This is a genomic window from Nocardia sp. A7 (genome assembly GCF_046549215.1).
In the GTDB taxonomy this organism is placed as follows: domain Bacteria; phylum Actinomycetota; class Actinomycetes; order Mycobacteriales; family Mycobacteriaceae; genus Nocardia.
Map to the genome: position 1 here is coordinate 362,536 of NZ_JAJPWE010000001.1, position 19,441 is coordinate 381,976.

At 68.0% G+C, this 19,441-nt stretch carries 20 protein-coding genes; 4 read left to right on the forward strand and 16 right to left on the reverse strand.

Annotated features, from left to right (window positions below; all coding sequences use genetic code 11):
• Window positions 1-986: 986 nt before the first annotated feature.
• Both ACLJPD_RS01590 and ACLJPD_RS01595 read left to right on the forward strand, forming a co-directional pair.
• Window positions 987-1,568: a M23 family metallopeptidase gene (locus tag ACLJPD_RS01590; RefSeq protein ID WP_410869877.1), complete on the forward strand. Its 582-nt coding sequence runs from the start codon at window positions 987-989 to the stop codon at window positions 1,566-1,568.
• Between the two features lie 61 nt (window positions 1,569-1,629).
• On the forward strand, window positions 1,630-2,142 hold the full coding sequence (locus tag ACLJPD_RS01595) for a DUF1990 family protein (protein ID WP_410869878.1): 513 nt from the start codon (window positions 1,630-1,632) through the stop codon (window positions 2,140-2,142).
• A gap of 12 nt (window positions 2,143-2,154) precedes the next feature.
• Here the strand turns inward: ACLJPD_RS01595 and ACLJPD_RS01600 are convergent, their stop codons facing one another.
• From ACLJPD_RS01600 to ACLJPD_RS01670, 15 genes are all read right to left on the reverse strand, one after another.
• Window positions 2,155-2,496, reverse strand: coding sequence for a hypothetical protein (locus ACLJPD_RS01600; RefSeq protein ID WP_410869879.1), 342 nt, complete (start codon window positions 2,494-2,496; stop codon window positions 2,155-2,157).
• Window positions 2,497-2,646: 150 nt separating this feature from the next.
• Window positions 2,647-2,943, reverse strand: coding sequence for a DUF202 domain-containing protein (locus ACLJPD_RS01605; protein ID WP_410869880.1), 297 nt, complete (start codon window positions 2,941-2,943; stop codon window positions 2,647-2,649).
• Window positions 2,940-3,305 carry a YidH family protein gene (locus ACLJPD_RS01610; RefSeq protein ID WP_410869881.1) on the reverse strand — a complete coding sequence of 122 codons (366 nt, stop codon included), beginning with the start codon at window positions 3,303-3,305 and terminating at the stop codon, window positions 2,940-2,942. The genes ACLJPD_RS01605 and ACLJPD_RS01610 overlap by 4 nt, the downstream gene beginning before the upstream one ends.
• A gap of 435 nt (window positions 3,306-3,740) precedes the next feature.
• A complete protein-coding gene (locus tag ACLJPD_RS01615) occupies window positions 3,741-4,664 on the reverse strand; it encodes a tyrosine recombinase XerC (protein WP_410869882.1) in 924 nt (307 codons plus the stop codon).
• A gap of 181 nt (window positions 4,665-4,845) precedes the next feature.
• Window positions 4,846-6,027, reverse strand: a complete 1,182-nt coding sequence (dprA, locus tag ACLJPD_RS01620) for a DNA-processing protein DprA (protein WP_410869883.1) — start codon at window positions 6,025-6,027, stop codon at window positions 4,846-4,848.
• Window positions 6,024-7,532, reverse strand: coding sequence for a YifB family Mg chelatase-like AAA ATPase (locus ACLJPD_RS01625; protein WP_410869884.1), 1,509 nt, complete (start codon window positions 7,530-7,532; stop codon window positions 6,024-6,026). Before ACLJPD_RS01625 ends, dprA begins: the two co-directional genes overlap by 4 nt.
• Entirely contained in the window at window positions 7,532-7,888 is a 357-nt protein-coding gene (locus tag ACLJPD_RS01630) for a YraN family protein (protein ID WP_410869885.1), read from the reverse strand. Before ACLJPD_RS01630 ends, ACLJPD_RS01625 begins: the two co-directional genes overlap by 1 nt.
• A gap of 91 nt (window positions 7,889-7,979) precedes the next feature.
• Complete coding sequence (locus tag ACLJPD_RS01635) at window positions 7,980-8,285, reverse strand: DUF2469 domain-containing protein (RefSeq protein WP_011210678.1); 306 nt, start codon at window positions 8,283-8,285, stop codon at window positions 7,980-7,982.
• Window positions 8,286-8,331: 46 nt separating this feature from the next.
• A complete protein-coding gene (locus tag ACLJPD_RS01640; protein WP_410869887.1) occupies window positions 8,332-9,036 on the reverse strand; it encodes a ribonuclease HII in 705 nt (234 codons plus the stop codon).
• 77 nt (window positions 9,037-9,113) lie between these two features.
• Window positions 9,114-9,878, reverse strand: a complete 765-nt coding sequence (gene lepB, locus ACLJPD_RS01645) for a signal peptidase I (RefSeq protein WP_410869888.1) — start codon at window positions 9,876-9,878, stop codon at window positions 9,114-9,116.
• Between the two features lie 86 nt (window positions 9,879-9,964).
• Window positions 9,965-10,306: a 50S ribosomal protein L19 gene (gene rplS / locus ACLJPD_RS01650; protein ID WP_071929278.1), complete on the reverse strand. Its 342-nt coding sequence runs from the start codon at window positions 10,304-10,306 to the stop codon at window positions 9,965-9,967.
• 156 nt (window positions 10,307-10,462) lie between these two features.
• Window positions 10,463-11,368, reverse strand: a complete 906-nt coding sequence (locus ACLJPD_RS01655) for a hypothetical protein (protein WP_410869889.1) — start codon at window positions 11,366-11,368, stop codon at window positions 10,463-10,465.
• 24 nt (window positions 11,369-11,392) lie between these two features.
• The gene (locus ACLJPD_RS01660) at window positions 11,393-13,768 is read right to left on the reverse strand and encodes a Tex family protein (RefSeq protein WP_410869890.1); all 2,376 of its coding nucleotides are present in this window, start codon (window positions 13,766-13,768) and stop codon (window positions 11,393-11,395) included.
• 55 nt (window positions 13,769-13,823) lie between these two features.
• Window positions 13,824-15,437 carry an AMP-binding protein gene (locus tag ACLJPD_RS01665; protein ID WP_410869891.1) on the reverse strand — a complete coding sequence of 538 codons (1,614 nt, stop codon included), beginning with the start codon at window positions 15,435-15,437 and terminating at the stop codon, window positions 13,824-13,826.
• Window positions 15,434-17,050, reverse strand: coding sequence for an AMP-binding protein (locus tag ACLJPD_RS01670; RefSeq protein ID WP_410869893.1), 1,617 nt, complete (start codon window positions 17,048-17,050; stop codon window positions 15,434-15,436). The genes ACLJPD_RS01665 and ACLJPD_RS01670 overlap by 4 nt, the downstream gene beginning before the upstream one ends.
• Before the next feature lie 96 nt (window positions 17,051-17,146).
• Between ACLJPD_RS01670 and ACLJPD_RS01675 the strand changes: the two genes are divergently transcribed.
• Both ACLJPD_RS01675 and ACLJPD_RS01680 read left to right on the forward strand, forming a co-directional pair.
• A complete protein-coding gene (locus ACLJPD_RS01675) occupies window positions 17,147-17,992 on the forward strand; it encodes a LuxR C-terminal-related transcriptional regulator (protein ID WP_410869895.1) in 846 nt (281 codons plus the stop codon).
• Window positions 17,993-18,393: 401 nt separating this feature from the next.
• Complete coding sequence (locus ACLJPD_RS01680; RefSeq protein WP_410869896.1) at window positions 18,394-18,762, forward strand: VOC family protein; 369 nt, start codon at window positions 18,394-18,396, stop codon at window positions 18,760-18,762.
• 1 nt (window position 18,763) lies between these two features.
• On the opposite strand, the gene trmD is transcribed toward ACLJPD_RS01680, so the two are convergent.
• Complete coding sequence (gene trmD, locus ACLJPD_RS01685; RefSeq protein WP_410869897.1) at window positions 18,764-19,441, reverse strand: tRNA (guanosine(37)-N1)-methyltransferase TrmD; 678 nt, start codon at window positions 19,439-19,441, stop codon at window positions 18,764-18,766.

Consider the following 19,441-nt stretch of genomic DNA (forward strand, 5'->3'; position numbering starts at 1 on the left):
AGGAGTCTGCATTGCGAGCGACGACCGGATGGACGAGCACGGGTGGCGCGCGAAGTCGGTCCGTGCTGTGCACACGCAATGGCTGCTGAGCACAAACCGCTTGTTCAGTCTACGCGGAGGTGGGCCAGGTCCGAAATCGCCCCTGCGCATCGGCCGCCCATCTCGTGGATGAAGCAGGAGATATCCACATGTGGGGAAGTTGTCCACATTCGTGAAATCGTTGTCCCAGTGCGGTTGTCCGGCCTTCAGAGTTGGGGGCATGAACATACTGACACGCACTCTGATCACGGCTTTTCCGCTGCTCTGCGTAGCCGGCGTCGCCGCCGCACCGGCCGCGGCGCATCCTGAGATCGGCGCTCCACCCGCCGTTCGGCCCTCTGCGGCCGAAGGTGCGTCGACGGTCCCCCACCACGCTGGTCCATCGCCGATATGTGTGGGTGGAGGGGCCGTTGTCCTCGCCCGACTGCCCGAGCGGGTGGGTCGGCAGGTGTACCCATCACCGCGTGCGGCGACGCCCGGCAAGGTCCCGACGCCTTCGCAGGCATCGGAAGCTCCGGGAGTCGACGGATTGCCGGCTCGATCGCCTGCTCGCCCGTCCGACACCGCGGGGCCATGTGGCCGAGCACCGATCGTGGTGCCGGTGATCGTGCCGCGGCGAGAGCTTGTTCCCGCACCTGTTCCAGTCCAGGTGACGATCCACGACCTCGGTTCCGCACCCGCGCGGCCGCAGGGCACGGATCAGAGTCAGGGGGCTCGGTCGGAGATCGGGATCATGGTGCGAGCGAGCGTCGGAAGTGGTTCAGCGGCGGAACTCCCCGCAGTCCTGCGGGAGGTGCTGCGTTCGCTGGGCAAGCAGCAGCGCGTGCCGACACCACGACCTCACCGCTGAGGCCTCGATGTCCGAAAGGTTCCCTGCCGACCAGCAGGTGACGAGTCGTCCTCCACGGCCCGATCACCCCGGGCCCGACGCCGTGCCGTGGCCGGGTATGACCGATCGCAGCCAGCGTTCGCGCACACACTCGACAAGGCGGCGCATCGCGCTGCGGACGCGGTCGATTCTCGGGCGGGTGCTGGGTGTCCTCTGTTTGGTGGCGATCGTGCTCAGTGGGGCGGTGCCGGCCGACGCGGCGGAATCGGGGGCGTTCGGGTGGCCGTTGCGGCCGCGGCCCACGGTGGAGCGAGGGTTCGACAAGCCCGAGCGGAATTGGTTGCCGGGGCATCGGGGGGTGGATCTGGCGGGTGCCGCCGGGCAGGCCGTGCTGGCGGCGGGCGACGGCATCGTGGTGTTCGCGGGGGAAGTTGCGGGCAAACCGGTGGTGTCGGTCGATCATCCGGGCGGCCTGCGGACCACCTATGAACCGGTGGAGGCGAAGGTCTCGGTGGGCAGCCGGGTGAGCAGGGGGACGCCGATCGGCACGCTGGTGGCCGGACACGAGGGGTGTCCGGCCGCGGCCTGCCTGCACTGGGGCGCCCGCCGCGAGTCCGGTGCGCACAACCGCCGCGAATACGTCGACCCGCTCGGACTCCTGCACGAGGTGCCGGTCCGCCTCAAGCCGTTGGAGCCCTGACGTGACGAACCACTCCACCCGCCGTGCCCTGTACCGACCGTCAGGAGACGACAATCGAGAGGTGCCCACAGAATCAGCGCCTTTCACCTACGCCGAAGTCGGTGCCACCCGCACCACCGCGCCCGACGGATACCACCAATTCCGGAATCGTCGGCGGATAGGCCACGGCCGCGAGCTGTTCGACCGCGCGGCCGCTCACATCCTCGACTACGGAATTCAGAAGGGCGTGGGCACCTTCCGAGGGGCCGACACCGAGACAGCGCAGCCCGGAACCGAATTGACGGTCGTTCTCCGACTCGGGCCACTGACCTTCACCGCGCCCTGCCGCGTCGTATACGTCCTCGACGAACCCGACCGCCGAGGCTTCGCGTACGGCACCCTGCCCGGACACCCCGAGGTCGGCGAGGAACTGTTCGCCGTCGAATACGACCCGACTGACGACACCGTCTACGGCCTGATCACCGCGTTCTCCAAGCCGGGCGTTTGGTACGTCCGCCTCGGCGGCCCCGTCGTCCGCCTGATCCAGCGCTGGTTCACCCACCGCTACCTGAACACCTTGCCCACCAACGACTGACGCCGCGAGCCGTCAGAGCAGTGCGACCAGCGCGTCTGCCTCGGCGGTCAACCGATCGCGGCGGTCGGTCGCACCGAGTCTGTCGTATTCGGTTGCTGCGACGCGTCTTTCGTCGACCTCACGGCGGACTATCGCCTCGATCTCGACGGCGGTGAGGTCTCGGCGCCTGGCCTCGGCCGCACCGAGGCCAACCGGGCTGTCCTCCAGCGCACCGGCTTTCGCGTCACCGACATCGACCGCCTCCGCGTTGTCGATCGCTGCCAGGGCCGAGCGTAACGCCGAGACCGCGTCACGGTCGCGGGCTTTCATCGCCGGTTTCAACGCGGCACGCAGCCGCTCACGCAAGGAAGTCACGCCACCACACTATTTTCCGGTGCCGCGGTCGTCGACCGAATTCTATTCGGCGGTCGACTCGCCGACCAACCTGATCTATTCGGTCGAGAACCAGTCAGACCACTACGAACCGGGGCAGTCAGCACGGGCAACGCGGCGGCCTGCCCCGCACTACTCGAACAGCACACTGACCACGGCGACGATCGCGACGATCGCGATGGCGACGGTGGTGGTCGCGACTGGGCCGTGTCCGATCCCCGCGCGTCCGCGGTCGAGTGCATGGCCGCGAAGCCAGCCGACGCAGGCCAACAGCAGGGCGACCGTGGCGGCGGCGAGCGGGAGCACCACTGTCCGGCGACCGTCGATGGTTGCTTCGTGTACGAAGAGCATGGCGCACGCCGCGGCGGCGAGAGATGTGCGCCGCCAGGCCAGCGCGGTGCGCTCCATGGCCAGAGTTGGTGCGGTCACGACAGCACTACCGCCACACAGGCGAGTGCGGCGACCACAGCGATTCCGGCCGACAGGACGGGAACCAGGATCGTTCCCGGCAGCGGTCCACCGGCGCGCATCGCGAGGTTCACCCGGCGCCAGTGCCGGAAGGCGGCGAGGGCGACAGCGAGCGACAGGACCAGGCAGATCATCGAGATGGCGCCGGCGAATCCGGCCAGACGCGTCGGTTGGACCAGAGTGTGCACCGCGAGACCGCCCGCGAGCAGACCGAGCGCGGTCCTGATCCACGCCAAAAACGTCCGTTCATTGGCAAGGGTGAACCGGTAGTCGACCTCCTCTTCGCCGTCCCCGGATTCCGCCCCCACCTCGGGCAACGTCACGACCACCACCTCCTACCCCCATCATGCGCTACCCCGATCGATCCGCCGTCGAGCACCGCAAGCGCGCGCCGCCGCCGCTGCATCTCCCCGATCTCGCCGACGTAGTCGCACACTGCCGGAGGGCGCGCCCCTCGATGTCACCGGCCCACTTGTCTCCGCTCGCCTAACTGATCGACGACGAGCTCGTTGCCGAGCGCGTCCACCGGGGCCACGACTTCGTATGCCATGGCCCTCGGCCTGCTCGGTGCCGCCACGTCTGCGCGGCCACCGGCGCGGGCCGCGTAGCGCTTGACGAGTGCTCCGGTCCAGCACACCCGGCAGCGTTCTCACCTGGCGGCGACCCGGCACCGGATCGAGCTGGTCGCGAATCATTCGGACGTGTACGCCGGATGAGCTGGGTACGAATCGCTGCGGGACGCCCGCACATTCCAGGTGTCAAGCGCGGGGGTGGGCCTGGTCGTGGACTCGTTTCAGGCGTTCGACGGAGACGTGGGTGTAGAGCTGGGTTGTTGCCATGCTGGCGTGGCCGAGGAGCTCTTGGACGACGCGGAGATCGGCGCCGCCTTCGAGGAGGTGGGTGGCGGCGGTGTGGCGTAAGCCGTGGGGGCCCATGTCGGGGGCGCCGGGGATCGCGGCGATGACCTCGTGGACGACGGTGCGGGCTTGGCGCTGGTCGAGGCGGCGGCCGCGTTGGCCCAGCAGCAGGGCACGGCCGGAGTTGGCGTTGACAAGGGCGGGGCGGCCGGCGCGGAGCCAGGCGTCGAGGGCGGTGTCGGCGGGGCCACCGAACGGCACCGAGCGTTCCTTGTTGCCCTTGCCGAGCACCCGTACCAGTCGACGCTCCCGATCGATGTCGTCGATGTCGAGACCACACAACTCGCTGACGCGAATCCCCGTGGCGTACAACAACTCCACGATCAGCCGATCGCGCAACGCCATCGGATCCTGCTGTGCGGCACCGGATTCCGCCGCGTCCATAGCTTGTTCGGCTTGGTTGCGGCCGAGCACCGCGGGCAGCACCCGATGCGCTTTCGGGGCCTGCAGGCGCAAACCCGGATCGACGCCGAGCCGCCCGGTCTCGGTCAACCACGCGGTGAAAGTCCGTGCCGCCGAGGCCCGCCGTGCCAATGTCGTGCGCGCCACGCCCGCCGCCGCGAGCTCCGCCAACCACGACCGCAACAACGGCAGATCCAGCTCCCGCACCGCGGAATCCGCCGACCGCGCATACAGGTGCTCCAGCAACGACCGCACATCGCCCAGGTACGCCCGCACCGTATGCGCCGACCTGTTGCGCCCCAACCGCAGATGCCGCCCGAACTCGGTGAGCAACGCGGTCAGATCATCAGGCAACACATCCATCCCCCAACCGTCGCCCCTCCCCGCCACCCACGCAACCCACCACGCCGCCCTGACAGCTGACACCGGGTACCCGGTGAACTGTCCGATCGCGATCCTGCTCGAGACGTGCCGCGCAGCCGGGCCGATCTCGGCCCCGCCCGAAGGGCGACGTACCCGCGTCGCCCGCTCGCTGAGCAGCCCGTCAGCTCGCCCGTCGACCGGATGTCCGAAACCACCCACCGGAGTCGCAGCCGACCAGTTCGGCAAGTTCCAGGCTCGGCAGAACCGCTCGGACGGTGGCCAGGTCCAGGCCGGATTGTTGCGACAGTTCGCGGGGAAGGCGGGAACCGATGGCGGGCAGCGCCGCGTAGATTTCGGCTTCGGCACCACGGAGGTGGGCGGCGGGGTCCACCGGATCGCCTTCGGTGACGGGCAGGCGGAGGGGGCCTGCTTCGTCGATGATGTCTTCGGCGCGGGTGACCAGGAGCGCTTCGCCATCTCTGATCATTCGATGGCAGCCCGCCGAAGAGGCCGACCCCACGGGCCCCGGCACAGCCATGGCTGGTCGACCCAACCTGCGGGCCCATTTCACGGTGTTGCGCGCACCGCTGCGTAGACCCGCCTCGACCACCAGAACACCGTCCCCGAGAGTCGCGATCAACCGGTTTCGGGCCAGGAACTGGTGTTTCTGCGCCGAGATGCCGGGCGGGTATTCGCTGACCACGAGACCACTTTCGGCGATCGCGGCGAGCAAGCGGTCGTGCTGCGCCGGATACGGACGGTCGACACCGCAGGCGAGGACCGCCACGGTGGTCCCGCCGACGGCCAGCGCCGCCCGATGGGCCGCCGCGTCGATACCGAAGGCCGCCCCGGAGACGATCGTCCAGCCCCGACCTGCCAGGTCGCAGGCGATCTCACTCGCCACCTGCAACCCGTACCCGCTACTGCAACGCGAACCGACCACCGCGACGGCACGTTCCGATGCGGTGTGGAGCGAGAGTGGGCCGCGCGCCCACAACACCAGCGGGACGGCCGCCTCTCGATCACGTTCGGTGTCGAGTTGGTCGAGCCCGAGCATCCGCCAGCCGGGCCATTCCTCGTCATCGGGGGTAATGACCCGCCCGCCGAGACGAGCGATAGTGTCCAAATCCTTTGCTGCCGAGTCGATCTCACGTCGAACAGCAGTAGGACCGCGTAGAGCCGCAGGCAACTCGTGCTCGCGGACAGCACGCGCCGCCTCGCACACACCGACCGAGGCGATCAATGCCGACAGCGGTGCGCACGGCCCCTGCACCACCCGCGACAGATACACCCAGGCGAGCCTGCGATCGTCTCGATCGCCGTCCAGATCCACCACATCGCCGACCGCACGCAACTCACTCATTGCGCACCCCGCTGCCGGAAGTTCAACGACGACATCACATCCTGCACGGTGGGCAACTCCCCTTCGCGCAGATCGCAGACCGTCCAGGCGACCCGGATCGCCCGGTCGGCGCCTCGCGCCGACATGCGCCCGAGCCGTAAGGCCGCCTCGATCGGCGCGATCGATTCCCGTGGCAACTTGAAGCGCTTGCGCAGGATGTGACCCGGCACTTCGGCATTGGTCGTCCACCCGTCCGCGCTCCACCGCTGCGCGGCGCGGGCTCGGGCCCGGGCCACCCGTTCGGCCACCGTGCTGCTGCTCTCGGCTTGTTCATCGCCGAACGTCGCACCGGCCTGCCCGTGCATCTGGACCCAGATGTCGATGCGATCGAGCAAGGGGCCCGACAGTTTGCCCAGGTAGCGCCGTCGTGCCAGCGGCGCGCAGATGCAATCCACATCACGCGCGGGCGCGCATGGACAGGGATTGGCCGCCAGCACGAGTTGGAAGCGGGCCGGGTACCGGGCGACGCCGTCGCGCCGGGCGATGCGCACTTCCCCCTCCTCGAGTGGAGTACGCAGTGCCTCCAGGACTTTGGTACCGATCTCGGCGCACTCGTCGAGAAAGAGCACCCCACGATGCGCCCGGCTCACCGCGCCGGGACGAGCCATGCCGGAACCACCGCCGATCATGGCGGTCACCGATGTCGAATGATGCGGTGCGACAAAGGGAGCCAGCGTGAGCAAGGGCTGCTCAGCCGAGAGCGATCCCGCCATCGAGTGGATCGCGGTCACCTCCAGGGATTCCGCCTCCGACAGCGGTGGCAGCAGCCCTGGAAGACGTTGCGCCAACATCGTTTTGCCGATCCCGGGCGGCCCGGTGAGCAGCAGGTGATGCCCGCCCGCCGCCGCGACCTCCAACGCCCAGCGCGCCTCGTCCTGGCCGACCACATCGCTGAGGTCGCCGCACGGCGTCTGCGTTCCCGGCGCGACACCGTCGGGCTCGACCAACGTGCCCTCCCCGCGCAACCACGCCACGACCGCCCGCAGACTCGTCGCCCCGAGTACCTCGATGCCCTCGACCAGTCCCGCTTCGGCAATCGCTTCGGCGGGCACGACCACCGTCGGCAGCCCGGCCGCACGCGCCGCGATCACCGCGGGCAACACCCCACGCACCCGCCGCACCCGCCCGTCCAGCGCCAACTCCCCCAGCAGCACCGTTTTCACCAGCCGCTCGCCGGGTACCGCCCCGGAGGCATCGAGCACGGAGACCGCCAGCGCAAGGTCGTAAACACTGCCCACTTTCGGCAGCGTCGCGGGCGAGAGTGCCAGGATCACCCGGCCGTCCGGCCACTTCTCCCCCGTGTTCGCCACCGCGGACCGCACCCGGTTGCGCGATTCCTGCAGCGCGGTATCGGGCAGGCCGACGAGGTTCACCGAGGGCAGACCCTGGCCGATATCGGCCTCGATCTCCACCAGCTGCCCATCGACCCCCGTCACCGCTACCGACAACGCCCGTCCCAGTGCCATCAGAAGGCCGCGGTCAGATGGTCGATGACCGGCCCGCGTCCCCGCGGGACCAGCACCGACACGACATCGAAGCGAATTCGCCGCCACGGCCCGTCCTGCTCGGCCAGCCACAGCAGGGCGAGTCGCCGGATCCGCTGCTGCTTGCTGAAGGTGACCGCCTCGGCCGGAGTTCCGAACCCGAGCCCCGACCGCGTCTTCACCTCCACGAACACGGTGACGGACGGATCCTGGACGATCAGGTCCAGCTCACCGTATCGACACCGCCAATTGCGGGCGACGATCTCCAGCCCCGCCTCGCACAGATACTGCGCGGCCAGCTTCTCCCCGTATGCGCCGAGCGCCTGTTTGTGTGCCATGAGCGAAAGCATGGCCACACCCCGTCACGCGGCTGACTCGCGCGACCTGGGCAAACAGAAAACCTGTGGATAACTTCCGCCCTGTGGACAACTACTCCGGCAGGCGCAGGTCCGGCTTCTCCAACTCCTCGATGTTCACGTCCTTGAACGTGATCACCCGCACATGCTTGACGAACCGTGCCGGGCGGTACATGTCCCACACCCACGCATCGCTCATCCGCACTTCGAAATACACCTCACCGTCGGCGTTCTGTGGCCGCAGTTCGACCGAATTGGCCAGGTAGAAGCGCCGTTCGGTCTCCACCACATACGAGAACTGGCCGACGATGTCCTTGTACTCGCGGTACAAGGACAGTTCCATCTCGGTTTCGTACTTCTCGAGGTCCTCAGCACTCATCGGGTGGGACGTCCTCCTGCTAGCAGCGCCGCGTTCATTGCTGACATCATCGCGCATGTGCCGTGCGAGTAGCCACTCGGCTACCTCCGGGCACCTCGAGCTCACGCACATTACGCCAGGAACGGCGGTGTTCGGTGCTGGGTCCCAGCTGCCGCAGTGCCGCGGTGTGCTCGGGCGTGTTGTAGCCCTTGTGCGCGGCGAAACCGTAGCCGGGCAGCTGCGCGTCGAGCTCGACCATCATCCGATCCCTGGTCACTTTCGCCAGGATGCTCGCCGCCGCGATACAGGCCGCGGTGCCGTCGCCGCCGATCACCGGCAGCGACGGTGCGGGCAGGCCGGGGACCTTGAATCCGTCGGTCAGGATGTAGCCGGGGGTGCGGCCCAGGCCTGCGACGGCTCGGCGCATGCCCTCGATATTGGCCACGTGGATGCCGATCGAGTCGATCTCCCAAGCGGGCACTACGACGACGCTCCAGGCCAGCGACAAACGCTGAACCACCGGGAACAGCTCCTCACGAGCCGCCTCCGTGAGTTTCTTGGAGTCGTCGAGCCCAGCGAGCTTGTCGTAGGCCTTGGGCGCCAGCAGGCACGCGGCGACCACCAACGGGCCCGCGCAGGGTCCACGCCCCGCCTCGTCGACACCGGCCACCGGCGCGAGGCCTCCGCGCACGAGCGCCGCTTCGAGCGTGCGTAGTCCGCCCGCCCGGCGCATCACCATCCGCGGCGGCCAGCTGGTCCGATCCTGCCCCACAGTTCGATTGTCCCGTCGCGTCAGTTCTCCTGGGCGTTCTGGGCCTTCACCGGGCCCAGAACGGCCATCCCCATTTGTTAGTTCTCTTGCGCGTTCTGGGTTTTTACCGGGCCCATGCGGTTGGGCGGCCAGATCTTGAACACCGTCTTGCCGCGGACATTGTCCACCGGCACCGTGCCCTGCAGATCGTCGCTGACGTGGGCGCGCGAATCAGCTGACTCGTTGCGGTTGTCGCCCATCACCCACAGATTGCCCTCGGGCACCTTCACCGGACCGAACACTCGACCCGCCGGGTAGACGGCGTTGGGGCGGTCGGTGTACCAGGGGTAATCCTTCTTGATGTACGGCTCGTCGAGCGGTTTACCGTCGACCATCACGCGGCCCTGCGGATCACAACACTGCACGGTCTGCCCGCCGACCGCGACGACCCGCTTGACCAGATCGTTCTCGTCCGGCGGGACCAGCCCGAAGTAGGAAAGGAAGTTCTGGATACCGCGCACCACGGAGTTGTCGGAGCGCACCGACTTGTAGTGCCCGTTCCACGACGGCGGTCCGACGAAGACCACGACGTCGCCGGGGCCGGGTTCGGAGCCGTAGTAGCTGATCTTCTGGACGTAGATGCGATCACCGATGAGCAGCGTGTTCTCCATCGACTGCGAGGGGATCACATACGGCCGGCCGACGAAAGTCACCATCAGCGCGGCGATCACCGCCGCGATCACCACCAGTATCGGCAACTCCTGCCAGAACGGGCGCTGCTTCTTGTCGTCGCGCTTTTTTCTGCGCCGTCCACCTTCGTCACCCGAATCGGACACCGACACCGACCCACTTTCGTCTGCCACGCCGAACAGAGTAGCCCGGCACCCTGACGTGAGTCGGGTGCCGGGCTACCTGAAGAAATCTGGTACTGCCAAGTGCTACTGCGAGATCAGCGCTTTTCCTTGATCTTGGCAGCCTTGCCGCGCAGGTCGCGCAGGTAGTACAGCTTGGCGCGACGCACGTCACCGCGGGTCACGACATCGATGTGGTCGATGTTGGGGCTGTGCACGGGGAAGGTGCGCTCGACACCGACGCCGAAGGACACCTTGCGGACCGTGAAGGTCTCGCCGATGCCGCCGCCATGACGCCGGATCACGACGCCCTTGAAGACCTGGATGCGCTCCTTCGAGCCTTCGATGACCTTCACGTGCACGTTCAGGGTGTCGCCCGGACGGAAGTCGGGGACATCGCTACGCAGCGACTTCTCGTCGACGAAATCAAGGGTGTTCATTTTCCACCTTTTCGGATTCTTTGCGTGAACAGAGGAACCTGGCGGCACTCGCGCGCTCGACCGGTTCATGCTCAGAACAGGAGTGCTCTCGAACATGACTCGTCCAAGGCAACCGGTTCATTGTGCCAGACCGGGTAGCCGCTCCCGAAATCGGGCCTACTCGTCGCCGTGCTGGTCGGACGCGGTGTTTTCCGCCGCGGAGTCGGTCCGGCGGCGCGGCAACAGATGCGGGTGCGGCAGCGGGGCGGGCGGCGCCGCGACGACGGTGCGCGCCAAAACGGCCTCGGCGGCGGTGCGTGCGTGTTCGACGTCGGGTTTGCCCGCGATCAGGTCCTGGACGAAGATCTTCGCGCGGATAACCGGTCGACGATAGCGCCGCTCGCGGGCGATGGCCCGGCTCATGGTCTTGGGTCGGTTCCCGTAGCGCCAGCGCGCCCACGGGGCACCGGGCCTGCTCAACCGCACCGCCCCCACCAGAAGGAACGGTGTGAAGAACATGCCGAACAGCCCGGTCCAGATCTTGCCCTTGGCGATCACCACCGCGGCGAGCGCCAGATTCACCACCACCGTGATCGCCACACCCACTCGCACCCCGACACCGGCCGACTCGCGGAATTCGTCGTAGTCCAGAAACGTCGCGGGCTGCACGCCGAGCAGGAGTAGCCCGGTCACCGCGAACGCGACGAACACCGCGTCCACCGAGGTGCGGCCCTGTTCGGCCCAGTAGACGTCACGCAGATAGAAGATCAGCGCGAACTCGTCGAGCACCAGCGCGGCGCCGATCCCGAACAGGGCCGACAGCACGCTGGAGGTGACCTGGGTGCCGTCCTCGGCGGTGGCGATCAACCCGATGCCCGAGAGCAGCACCGTGATCACACCGAACACCATGTGGTGGATGTGGGTGTCGCCCGCCTTCACATTGCCCGGCCACCAACGCACATTGGCCCGGATCATGCGCACGCTGAGCCGGATCACCAGGAATCCGAGGATGAACCCCAGCAGGAAACAGAGCAGGGGCAGGCGGCCGTGCGCGATCACCTCGTGTTCAAGCCACCGTCGCATGCCGCCTGCCCTGTCGTCGAGTGCCTACTTCTTGCCGAAACCGGCCGCGCGCAGCGCGTCGGCCATCGATCCACTTGGTGCGGCAGCCGGCTTGCGCTGGTTGCCTCCGCCGTTGCCCTGTCGTGCCTGTCCCTGCTTACGAGCGGGTGCCTGGCCACCTTGTCCGCGGCCCTGACCGCGCGGCGCACCACCGCCACCACGATTGTCCCCCTGCGCGGGCTTGCCCGGCTCGTCATCGAGACGCAGAGTGAGTCCGATCCGCTGACGGGCGACGTCGACCTCGAGTACCTTCACCTTCACCACGTCACCGGACTTCACCACTTCGCGCGGATCCTTGACGAAGTTGTGCGACAGCGCGGACACGTGCACGAGACCGTCCTGGTGCACGCCGACATCGACGAACGCGCCGAACGCGGCCACATTGGTCACGACACCCTCGAGCACCATCCCCGGTTTCAGATCGGCGACCTTCTCGATGCCCGCCGCGAATTCCGCGGTCTTGAATTCCGGACGCGGGTCAAGGCCCGGCTTCTCCAGCTCGGCGATGATGTCGCTGACGGTGGGCACACCGAACTTCTCATCGGTGAAATCGCCGGGCTTCAGCGCACGCAAGGTGCTGGTGTTGCCGATGACCTCGGCCATCTCACGGCCGGTGTGCTCGAGAATGCGGCGCACGACCGGGTAGGCCTCGGGGTGCACGGCGGAGGTATCCAAAGGGTCGACGCCACCGCGGATGCGCAGGAAGCCCGCGCACTGTTCGAAAGCCTTGGGACCGAGGCGCGGCACCTCGAGCAGAGCGGTACGGCTGCGGAAGGGCCCGTTCTGATCACGGTGAGCCACAATGCTTTCCGCCACCGACCCGGACACACCCGACACGCGCGAGAGCAGCGGCACCGAGGCGGTGTTCACATCGACACCGACCGCGTTCACCGCGTCTTCGACGACCGCGCCCAGCGAACGCGCGAGCAGCGTCTCGGACACATCGTGCTGGTACTGGCCGACGCCGATCGACTTGGGATCGATCTTCACCAGTTCGGCGAGCGGGTCCTGCAGACGCCGGGCGATGGAGACCGCGCCGCGCAGCGACACGTCCATGTCGGGCAGTTCGGCCGAGGCGTAGGCCGACGCGGAGTACACCGAGGCGCCCGCTTCCGACACCACGATCTTGGTCGGCTTGTTCTCCGGGATCCGCGAGATCAGTTCCACCGCAAGCGCATCGGTTTCGCGCGAGGCGGTGCCGTTGCCGATGGCGATGAGCTCCACGTTGAACCGGGCGACGAGCGCGGCCAGCACGGCGAGGGATTTCTCGGTCTGCCCCTGCGGCTTGTGCGGGTAGATGACCTCGGTCGCGACGGCCTTACCGGTGGCGTCGACGACGGCGACCTTCACACCGGTGCGGTAACCCGGGTCGAGGCCCATGGTGGTGCGGGTACCGGCGGGCGCGGCGAGCAACAGGTCGCGCAGATTCGCGGCGAACACGTCGACCGCGTCCTTCTCCGCCGCCTGACGCAACCGCATCCTGGTGTCGATCCCCAGACTCACCTGCAGTTTGGTGCGCCAGGCCCAGCGGACCGTGTCGAGCAGCCACGAATCGGCCGGACGGCCCTTGTCTGCGATGCCGAAGGCGACCGCGATGCGGCCCTCGTAGATCGTGCGCTCGCCGGGCGCGGGCTCGTCGATGTCGGCGTCGAGATGCAGCGCGAGCATCTCCTCCTTCTCCCCGCGCAGCAGCGCCAGGATCCGGTGCGAGGGCAGTTTGTGGAAGGGCTCGCTGAACTCGAAGTAGTCGGAGAACTTGGCCCCCGCTTCCTCTTTGCCCGCGCGCACCGTCGAGGTGACCTGGCCGCGGTTCCACATCAGCTCGCGCAGCTCACCGACGAGGTCGGCGTCTTCGGCGAAGCGCTCGACGAGGATCGAGCGGGCACCGTCGAGCTGTTCGGCCGTGTAGGCCCCCGGATCGGTGTTCGGGTCGCCGATCAGCGCGTCGGCCACCGGCTCGTGCCCGGCTTCGCGCGCGATCTGAGCCTTGGTGCGGCGCTTGGGCTTGTACGGCAGGTAGATGTCCTCCAGGCGCGCCTTGGTCTCGGCGAGCATGAGCTGCGAGTGCAGGGCGGGATCGAGTTTGCCCTGGCCGCGAATGGATTCGATGATCGCACCGCGCCGCTCGTCGAGCTCACGCAGATAGCCGAGCCGTTCCTCGAGCTGACGCAACTGGGCATCGTCGAGGCCGTCGGTGACTTCCTTGCGATATCGCGCGATGAACGGAACCGTCGAACCGCCGTCGAGCAGTTCGACGGCGGCGCGGACCTGGGTCTCGCGCACCCCCAGCTCATCGGCGATCCGCCTGCCTACGCTGGCGATGGTGGTCGTGCTGTCGGCGATATCGGGCGCTGTCGTCACAGCCGCAGAGACTACAGCCCTGCCCCGACACCCGATTCGAACCCAGGTCAGCGCCTCAGTCGAGAAGATCGACCGCCATCTCGCGCATCTGCGCCTTGCGGACCTTGCCGGTGACGGTCATCGGGAATTCGTCGACGATATGGACGTAGCGCGGAATCTTGTAGTGCGCCAGACGGCCGGTACAGAAGTCGCGCAGGGCGGCGGCGTCGAGTGGTGTCGCGTTGTCGCGCAACCGGATCCAGACCATGAGCTCCTCCCCGTATCTGTCGTCGGGTACGCCGATGACCTGGGCGTCGACGATGTCGGGGTGGGTGTAGAGGAATTCCTCGATCTCGCGGGGGTAGATGTTCTCGCCGCCGCGGATGACCATGTCCTTGATCCGGCCGGTGACCGAGAGGTAGCCGTCGGCGTCCATGACGCCGATGTCGCCGGTGTGCATCCAGCGCGCCGCGTCGATGGACTCGGCGGTCTTGTCGGGCTGCTTCCAGTAGCCGAGCATCACCGAGTAGCCGCGGGTGCACAGTTCGCCGGGCTCGCCTCGGCGCAGCGTGCGCCCGCTGACCGGGTCGACCACCTTGACCTCGAGGTGCGGGCCGACACGTCCGACGGTGGCGGTGCGGCGCTCGATGCTGTCGTCGCGACGGGTCTGGGTGGAGACGGGGCTGGTCTCGGTCATGCCGTAGCAGATCGCCACCTCACTCATCCCGAGCCGATCGATCACCCGCTTCATCACCTCGACCGGGCACGGTGAGCCCGCCATGATGCCGGTGCGCAGGCTCGACAGGTCGTGGTCGACGCCGGAGTCGAGCTCGGCCAGCATCGCGATGAACATGGTCGGCACGCCGTAGAGCGAGGTGCAACGCTGCGCGGCGACGGCGGCCAGGGTCGCGGCCGGATCGAAGGACGGTGCCGGAATCACCACGGCCGCACCGTGTGAGGTGGCCGCGAGATTGCCCATCACCATGCCGAAGCAGTGGTAGTAGGGAACCGGTAGGCAGATGCGGTCTACCTCGGTGTATCCGCAGAGCTCGCCGACGAAGAACCCGTTGTTGAGGATGTTGTGATGGCTCAACGTCGCACCCTTTGGGAAACCTGTTGTGCCCGAGGTGTATTGGATATTGATCGGGTCGTCGGCCGACAGCGTCTCGGCGATCGCGGCGAGCAGTTCGTCGTCCGGCGCGGTCGCGGCCACCTGCTGCCACTGCGCGGTGCCGAGGATCAGGACCTGTTCCAGGGCGGGACAGTTCGGCCGGACCTGCTCGATCATCGCCACGTAGTCGGAGGTCTTGAATTCCGGTGCGGCGATCAGCATGCGCACCCCGGCCTGACCGAGGACGTATTCGAGTTCGCTGGTCCGGTAGGCGGGGTTGATGGTGACCAGGATCGCGCCGATCTTCGTGGTGGCGTACTGCACGAGAAACCATTCCGCGCAGTTGGGCGCCCAGATGCCGACCCGATCACCGGGGTCGATGCCATGGGCGGCGAGGCCGGTCGCGACGGCGTCGACAGCGGCGCCCAGCTCGCGATAGGTCCAGCGGCGTCCCGTCGGGCAGTCGACGAGCGCGTCGCGCGTCGGGTGGGCGGCGACGGTGCGGTCGAGGTCGGCGCCGATGGTGTCACCGAGCAGCGCGGTGTCGGCCGGACCACAGGTGTAGCTGAGTTCGGTCATCGCCGGGTCTCCTTGCCGCGCAGCAGGAATCGCTGCACCTTGCCGCTCGGTGTCTTGGGTAGCTCGGCCACGAAGTGGACCGTTCGCGGATAGGCGTGGGCGGCGAACTCGTCCTTGACAAGCTGCTGTAGTTCGGCGGCCAGTTCGGCGCTGCCCTCGCCGTCGCCACGGGTCACCACGAAGGCCTCGAGCACTTCACCGCGCAGTTCGTCGGGCATCCCGACCACGGCGGCCTCGGCGACCTGATCGTGCAGGACCAGCACGCTCTCCACCTCGAACGGGCCGATCCGGTAGCCGGCCATGATGATCACATCGTCGTCGCGGGAGCTGAAGCGGAAACAGCCGTCGGGGTCGCGGGCACCGACATCACCGGTCAGATACCAGCGTCCGTCGGCGGTGAATCGGCTCGCGGTGCGCTCCGGATCGTCGAGATAGCCGAGGAACCAGAGCAGCGGGCTGCGCTCGGCGTCGATGGCGACCCGGCCGATCGCACCGGGCGCCGCCTCGATGTCGGCGTCCTCGGCCAGCACCGCGCAGGACCACCCGGGCAGCTGCCTGCCCATCGAACCGACCGGAACGGCGGCATCGAGATCGGGCTGCCACGCGTGGCAGATGACCATGCCGTGCTCGGTCTGGCCGTAGTGGTCACGCACCGCCACCCCGAGTGTCCGCTGCGACCAGGCCACCACATCGGGGGTCAACGGTTCGCCCGCCGACGACGCCCTGCGCAGGGCGAATCCGTCCGGAACCGGACCGCCGTCGGCGCGCAACGCCCGGTAGACGGTCGGCGCGGCGGCGAAGTTGGTGACGCCGAAGCGCTGCAACACTTCCCAGGTGAGCGTCGGCGAGAAGCCCGCGTGCAGCAGCAGACTGCGCACGCCGGTGGCCAGCGGCGCCAGGATCGCGTAGTAGAGGCCGTACGCCCAACCCGGATCGGCCGCGTTCCAGTAGACGTCGTCGGGGCGCACGTCCAGTGCGAATTCCTGGTAGGCGTGGAACGACGCCAGCGCGCGCACCGGGATCGGCACGCCCTTGGGGGTGCCGGTGGTGCCGCTGGTGAACAACTGGACCAGCAGGCCGTCACCACCGACCACCACCGGCGTCGCGCGGGGATCGTCGGGCCGGTGCCCGTCGAGCAGATCGTCGAAGCGCAGCGCTGCGGGAATCTCGGCGTCGCCGACAACGATCGTTCGGTACTCGGTCGCCGCGAGTTTCGACGCCTGGTCGGCGTCGGCGACAACGACTTTCGTGTGGCTCACCGTCAGCCGGAACTCGATCGCCGGTGGCGCGAACGCGGTGAACAACGGCACGTGCACCGCGCCGCGGCGCCAGATGCCGAGCAGCGACACCACGAGCTCGGCGGACTTCGCCATCAATGTCGCCACGCGGTCGCCGGGTTCGACGCCGAGTTCGGCCAGCGCGGCGGCGAACCGGGCGGAGCGCTCCCGCAGCTCACCGTAGGTGAGCTCGTGCACGCGCAAGTCGGACTCGACCACCGTGAACGCGATCTGCCCGGCCGGATGCCGATCGCAGAGCAGATCGGCCACGCAGGCCTCGGGTCCGTCGTAGTGGTCGAGCAGGTCGCGCACCCGCGCATCCAGATCGGTCGTCATCGCAGCTTCTCCTCACACCCCGGGTATCGGTCACCGGCTCTGCCCTAGAATGTGGCATAGCTCACGTCCACCACTACCCCCGAAAAGGGGTGATCCATGACTTCGGTGTTGCGCCCGCGCGACGGTGACGCGCTGCGTGCCGAGATCCGCTGGGTGGCGGGCCGGGCGAGCGTCCCGGTGGTGTTCGGCGGCGCGGTGGACGAGGACACCCTGCTGCTCACCGAGTTCTTCGGCACGATCACCACCGGTTTGCGTGGGCTGTCGGTGCTGCGCGCCTCCGGGCTCGGCGGGCAGGCGATGGAGTACCGCAGGCCCGCGAGGGTGACCGACTACCAGGGTTCGTCCGCCATCACCCACCACTACGACGCCGCGGTCGTCGGCGAAGGGCTGCGGTCGGTGATGGCTGTGCCGGTCCTGGTCGCCGACCGACCGCGCGCCGTGCTCTACGCGGCCACTCGTGGCGCGGATGCCCTCGGCGACCGCACCGCCGAGGTGATCCTGCGGGCAGGTAGGCGGCTGGCCGCCGAGATCGCCGTCCGCGACGAAGTGGACCGGCGGATCCGGCTGCTCGACCTCGCGACACCGCTGCCGAGGGCCACGCCCGCGGCGGCAGAGGAGTTACGGGAACTGCACGCCGAACTCCGCGCCATCGCGGCCGCGACCGACGAGCCCGGGCTACGCGACCGGATTTCCGGGGTGTGCGAACGGCTCACCGGGGTGCTGACCGGCGAGCCCGTGGGCGATGCGCCGCGGTTGTCGCGACGTGAGCTCGATGTGCTCGCCCAGATCGCGCTCGGCTGCACGAATCAGGAAGTGGCGCTGCGCCTCTCGCTCGGCGCCGAAACCGTCAAGAGTTACCTGCGGCAGGCGATGAGCAAGCTCGACGCGGGCACCAGGCACGAGGCCGTGGTGCGAGCACGTCGGCACGGGCTGCTGCCCTGATCTGCTGTGCCACGAGCCGTTCGACGCCGACGTCAAATATGGGATATATCACTCTCATTCGCCTGTCGTGACAGTCCCGATGCCCCTGCGCGGACCATCGGGCAGGCTACGTCTCGCCCTCGCGGATATGCGACCTTCTACATCGAAGGTCGCATGCCGTGGTGCCACCGCGACCGATCGGCAAGGGGCACACTGCTTGTACTGGGAACATCGGCACCCGCCGGTTCTGCCCGATCACGTTCGGCACGATCGCGCGGACAAGCACTGGCGCACAGCACATTCCGTATGGAACCAGCAATCCTCACTTTGGACGTTCACACAACGAATGGCCCTTATGGATACCCAAATGTCTTTGGCGGAAAACAATCTCGGCGCCTATTCGGCCCGGTACCGTCGGTCCGATGACGGAGCCTTTTCAGCTGGCCGGCCTCTCACTGGACTGTGACGACCCCGAGTCCCTCGCCCGCTTCTACCTCGGGCTGCTCGGTGGCCGTGTCCTGTGGAACGACGCGCACAGCGTCGGGATCCGTATCCCGTCGGGACTGACCATCGCCGCGCAGCACGTGGCGGACTACTTTCCGCCGCAGTGGCCGGGCACCGCCGCGGTGCACCTCGACCTCGCCGCCGATGCCGATCTGGATCTGTGCGAACAGCACGCTCTCGCGATCGGCGCCAAACCCGCACCGGTACAACCGGATCCACGCTGGCGAGTGTTGCTCGACCCCGCAGGCCATCCGTTCTGTATCACCACCCGGGTGATCGCGGGATAGGTCAGGGCAGCAGATCGGGCCGACGCTGCGCGGTTCGTTCCAGTGACTGTTCGTGGCGCCACGCGGCTACCTTGGCGTGGTCGCCCGAGAGCAGGATCGGCGGTACGTCGAGGCCACGCCACGACACCGGCCGGGTGTAGCTGGGACCTTCGAGGAGCCCGTCGGAGAACGAATCCTCTTGGTGGGACAGCTGATTGCCGAGCACGCCGGGGATCAGGCGCACCACAGCCTCGGTCATCACCAGTACCGCGGCCTCGCCGCCGATGAGCACATAGTCGCCGATGCTCACCTCTTCGACACGCACGCGGCGGGCGGCGTCGTCGAACACGCGCTGATCGATGCCCTCGTAGCGCCCGCAGGCGAAGACGAGGTGTTTCTCGGTGGCCCAGCGCTGCGCGGTGGCCTGGGTGAACGGCACACCGGCGGGAGTGGGGACGACGAGCAGTGCGTCGTCGGGGCAGACCTCGTCCAGGGCGTCGCCCCAGACGGTGGGCTTCATGACCATGCCGGGGCCACCGCCGTAGGGCGAGTCGTCGACCGATTTGTGCACGTCCTGCGTCCAATTGCGCAGGTCGTGCACACCGATCGAGATCAGGCCCTTGTCGACGGCCTTGCCGAGCAGCGCGGTACGCAGCGGCTCGAGATACTCCGGGAAGATCGTGACGACGTCGAGTTGCAC